The sequence below is a fragment of the Polaromonas sp. genome (assembly GCF_012927415.1).
In the GTDB taxonomy this organism is placed as follows: Bacteria; Pseudomonadota; Gammaproteobacteria; order Burkholderiales; family Burkholderiaceae_C; genus Polaromonas.
Window position 1 is genome coordinate 1 of the sequence record NZ_JABBPF010000168.1, and the last position, 3,790, is coordinate 3,790.

A 3,790-nucleotide genomic window follows, 5' to 3' on the forward strand; every position below is an offset into this window, starting at 1 on the left:
CACGATAGGCGGGGTACTTGAAGCCCACGCCCTCCACAGCATAAAACGGCACACCGTCCTGCATGAAGCCGAGCAGGCGCACCGAGTCAAAATAAGGTTCGAAGTCACCCAGCCTGGGGCTGTCGGAAACAATGATGCGGATGGTTTTTCCCTGGTAGAGCGAAAAATCTACCAGCATGTCGTCCTGCCGCGCATGAAACTGCCCAACACCAAACACCGGCATGTACTGGCGCCGCTCAAAGCCGTAAATCGAAGCGGAGGTGTAAGACTCCCCCATCAGGACAACGCCTGGCGCACTGACCTGCCCAAGCATTGCGGCGGTCCGGTAGCTGCGCACGATTTGCGGGTAGATCCTGGCGCTGCGCCAGTTGTCCAGCGTGGTCATGTAGAGCCCCGCCACCACCAGCACATGCAGGCCGGCAAACACCGCCAGACCTTTGGCGCAGGTCTTGAGCCGGTCAGCCGGCAGGGCCAGCGCCAGATAGGCAAAACCGAAGGGGTAAAACGACAGCACCCAGTGCAGGCCAATGATTTTTTTGCTGGAGAGCAGTGCAAAAAACAGCAGCGGAACCAGCACCAGGCAGGCCAGCAGACGTTGCGATCTGGCGCTGGCCGCCAATGCCTGGCGCTGCTTCACCGCCATCCACAACGCCGCCGGCGTGATCAGATAAGCCATCATGCCGAGATAGACCAGCGGCTTGCGCCATTCAAAATGCTCCGCCTCGTTGCGGTTGTAGACATTGAACATGATGTTGGACCAACCATGCGACAGGTTGTAGGCAATGTTGATGGCGGGGCCGGGCGAGGCGCAGGCCACCAGCAGGGCCAGCCCGGCCAGCCGCTCGCGCCGGTAGACCAGAAAATACACCAGGTAGGCAAATCCCATCACCACCGAAAAATACTTGGAGAGAAACGCGCAGCCCAGAAATACCCCGGACAAGGCATACAGGCCGTATGCCGCCCGGTCCAGCTGCTCCCGCCGCTCGGCACGCAAGAGCGCGGCGGCCGACAACACCGACCAGAAGATCAGCGGTGTGTCGGTGGTGATGATGGCATTGAGCCAGTTCAACGGTGCCAGCCAGAAAAACAGCACGGCCCATGCCGCGCGCGCCCGGTCCAGCGGTTTGAAGGCCCACCAGAGCGCAGCGCCGAGTGTCAGCGGCAGCAGCACGGCGGGCAGACGGATCGACCCGATACTGTCACCCAGGGTTGCGCGCATCAGCGCGATCAGCCAGCCCACCATCGGCGGATGGTCGGAGTAACCCCAGTCGGGGTAAACGCCCCACCAGTAAAAAAATGCCTCGTCTCCCGAGATCGGGAAACTTGTGGCGATCCACCAGCGCAGCAGCAGTGAAGTCAGGCCGGCGCCGAGCAGCCAGCGCGCGAGCCAGGGGGAAATATCTTGCGGGGAAGGCGCGGAAACTTGATTCTGGGACATGGAAAAGGTCGGAAATGGGGACTGGGCGCGCTGCGCGCTGGCGCCGCTCGGATCAGCGCAAGCTGATCTCTTTGCGAATGGCCGCACTATAAAGCAAGGCCATTACGCCGATCGCCACGGCCAGCCACAGGGTCAGCAAACGGGCCATAACGGTGATGCCCAACGCCACACCGGCGCTGGCCCCGTTGGCCACCAGCAGTCCCGTCAGCACGGCCTCGGTGCCGCCCAACCCGGCCGGCAAGGCCGACAGCGCGCCCGCCACCATGGCCAGCGCGTAAAAACCGGTCGCTGCGAGCGGCCCCAGTGAAACACCGAAGACGCGGCAAATCAGCCAGACGGCCAGGCCCTGCGCGGCCCAGGCCAGCAGTGTCAGGGCAAACCAGAGCAGCGGGCGCTCGGCCAGGCAATGCCAGGCCTCCTGCAGCCAGCCAAAGCGCTGGAGCAGCGCGCGCCGGGAGCGGAACAACACGCCCAGCACCACCGCCGCAGCCAGCAGGCCCGCCGCCAGCAGCCCGAGCAACCATACCGGCGCCACCTGCCCGATACCCTGCCCCAAAGCCCAGGCGACGGCAGGCAGGCACAGCAACAGCAGGCACAGCAAATCAGCCAGTCGCTCGGCGCCAAAAATCGCCAGGCTTTGCCGGGCGCCCAGCGGATTGCGTGCCAGCATCAAGCCCCTTGCCGCCTCGCCAACATTGCCCGGTGTGGGCGTGAACGCATAGCCAGCAAGATAAAGGCGCAAGCCCTCCAGCGGACCAAAGTGGCGGCCGTAATGCGCCATCCAGAAACGCCAGCGCAAACCGCGCAAGCCATAATTGAGCAGGCATAACAGGCCCGCCTGCAAGCCGGTCCAAGACCACAAATGCGCCAGCGAGGTGGCCACAAGGCCCAGCACCAGCAGCAGTTGCTTGACCGGGAGCCGGGCCGGTTCTGGCGTCAAGATGGGGGATGAAACAGGCTTCACCTTTCGGAGTCCGGTCCCCGGTCTCAAAACCGGTGACTCAGAAAGATGAGCAGCCAAAGCAGGCCCGCCAACACGATCCACGGGTCCCGCATCAGGTCACGCGCCACGTCTTCGCCGCGGCCGCCATGCACCAGGTAGATGTAGCGAAGCAGGCCAAAAATCACCACCGGAACGGTGTAGAGCAGCCGCTCGCCGTGCTGCAGCTGTGCTTCCGGGCTGGTGGCAAACAGGCTGTAGGTGGTCAGCGTCGCCGTCATGGTGACGGCGATATAGGTGTCGAGCAACGCCGCCGGATAGTGTTCCAGCACTGCGCGCTGGCTGTCCGCGTCGTGAAAGCTCTCGGCCTTGCGTTTGCAAAAACCGAGAAAAAGCGTCAGGAAAATTCCGGTCAGCAGCAGCCAGCGCGAAGGGGGAATCCCGACCGCCACCGTGCCGGCCAGCAGCCTGAGCATGAAGCCGGCGGCAATGATGGACACATCGACCACCGGCACCTGCTTGAGCCGCCAGGAATACGCCAGATTGAGCGCCACATACACGCCGAGCAAGACCAGCAGCGCCGGGTTGCCCGCGGCCAGCAGAACGCCCAAAGCGAACAAGGCGCCGGCCAGCGCCAGCGCGGCGGCCGTCGAGACCTGGCCACTGGCCAGCGGCCGCTGGCGTTTGACCGGCTGCAGGGCATCGCTGGCGCGGTCATGCCAGTCGTTGAGGATGTAGACCACGCTGGAGGCGCAACAAAACGCGGCAAACGCAAGCACCACGCGCAGGCCCATGGCGCTGTCATGCCAGTTCTGGCTGAACACCAGGCCGGCAAACACAAACGCATTTTTAAGCCACTGATGCGGCCGCATGAGGCGGATCAAGGCGAGCGGCGAAGAGGAGGAGGGAGCAGACATCAATGAAAAAAACAGGGCGTCAAGCCTGGTAACAACGGGCAGCAAGGGGAAGCCACGGGAACCGACGTTCGAGCATAACTGAGAGCAGGCACTGCCGATACGCCCGATCGCGTCCAGAATACAGCTCATGGCTCAAACATTACAACCCTCCCCGCACGCCCTGCAATTGATCCAGACGCTGGTGCGGATGAACACCGTCAGCCACAACTCCAACCTGCCATTGATCCACTTCGTGCGGGACGAGTTGCAAAAGCTTGGCGTGCGCAGTCGCATCACTTGCAACGCCGACAAGACCAAGGCCAACCTGTTTGCCACGCTGGGCGAAGGCAGGGCCGCCGGCGTCATCCTGTCGGGCCACACCGACACCGTGCCCTGGGACGGGCAGGACTGGACGCTTGAGCCGCTGTCGGCCACCGTCCGCGACGGCAGGCTCTACGGCCGCGGCAGCTGCGACATGAAAGGCTTGATCGGCATGGCGTTCGCCCATGCCGGCGC

4 protein-coding genes are annotated in these 3,790 nt (G+C 63.6%); 1 reads left to right on the forward strand and 3 read right to left on the reverse strand.

Going from position 1 to position 3,790, the window contains the following annotated elements; translation table 11 throughout:
- The 3 genes from HHJ19_RS14275 to HHJ19_RS14285 form a co-directional block, all read right to left on the reverse strand.
- Positions 1–1,438 (reverse strand): glycosyltransferase family 39 protein (locus HHJ19_RS14275; RefSeq protein WP_296908492.1); only part of this gene is annotated, 1,438 nt, incomplete at its 3' end.
- Positions 1,439–1,490: 52 nt separating this feature from the next.
- Positions 1,491–2,378 carry a lysylphosphatidylglycerol synthase transmembrane domain-containing protein gene (locus tag HHJ19_RS14280; protein WP_296908493.1) on the reverse strand — a complete coding sequence of 296 codons (888 nt, stop codon included), beginning with the start codon at positions 2,376–2,378 and terminating at the stop codon, positions 1,491–1,493.
- A 47-nt stretch (positions 2,379–2,425) separates the two neighbouring features.
- The gene (locus tag HHJ19_RS14285) at positions 2,426–3,295 is read right to left on the reverse strand and encodes a decaprenyl-phosphate phosphoribosyltransferase (protein ID WP_296908495.1); all 870 of its coding nucleotides are present in this window, start codon (positions 3,293–3,295) and stop codon (positions 2,426–2,428) included.
- A 127-nt stretch (positions 3,296–3,422) separates the two neighbouring features.
- Here HHJ19_RS14285 and HHJ19_RS14290 point away from each other — a divergent pair.
- A partial coding sequence (locus HHJ19_RS14290) for a M20/M25/M40 family metallo-hydrolase (protein ID WP_296908497.1) occupies positions 3,423–3,790 on the forward strand: 368 nt, incomplete at its 3' end.

Excerpts from the sequence above, each read along its gene's own strand:
- HHJ19_RS14285 (WP_296908495.1), bottom strand. The coding sequence starts at position 3,295 with ATGTCTGCTCCCTCCTCCTCTTCGCCGCTCGCCTTGATCCGCCTCATG.